This is a genomic window from Halomonas sp. ND22Bw, from assembly GCF_003011945.1.
Lineage (GTDB): Bacteria > Pseudomonadota > Gammaproteobacteria > Pseudomonadales > Halomonadaceae > Halomonas > Halomonas halophila.
In genome coordinates, this window is the sequence record NZ_PXWD01001584.1 from 1 (window position 1) to 243 (window position 243).

1 protein-coding gene is annotated in these 243 nt (G+C 69.5%); it reads left to right on the top strand.

Translation table 11 applies throughout. The features are described 5' to 3' along the window. Window positions 1–10 precede the first annotated feature (10 nt). The coding region (locus tag CVH10_RS23585) for a phospholipase D-like domain-containing protein (protein WP_369336006.1) at window positions 11–243 on the top strand (233 nt) is incomplete at its 3' end.

Consider the following 243-nt stretch of genomic DNA (forward strand, 5'->3'; position numbering starts at 1 on the left):
CGCACGGGCCATGCGCGACCTGGCAGGCGCGGGCGTGACCTTCCGCATGCTGCCTTTCATGGCGCACGCCAAGGCCGTGGTGGTCGACGAAGAGCTGGCGATGTGCGGCTCGATCAACCTCGACCTGCGCAGCCTGCTGCTGAACCACGAAGCGGCGGTGGTGTTCTACGGCCGCGCGTCCATCGACTGGCTGGCGCAGTGGATCGAGACCACCGCATCGGCCGGCGAGCCCTACCGCGCACG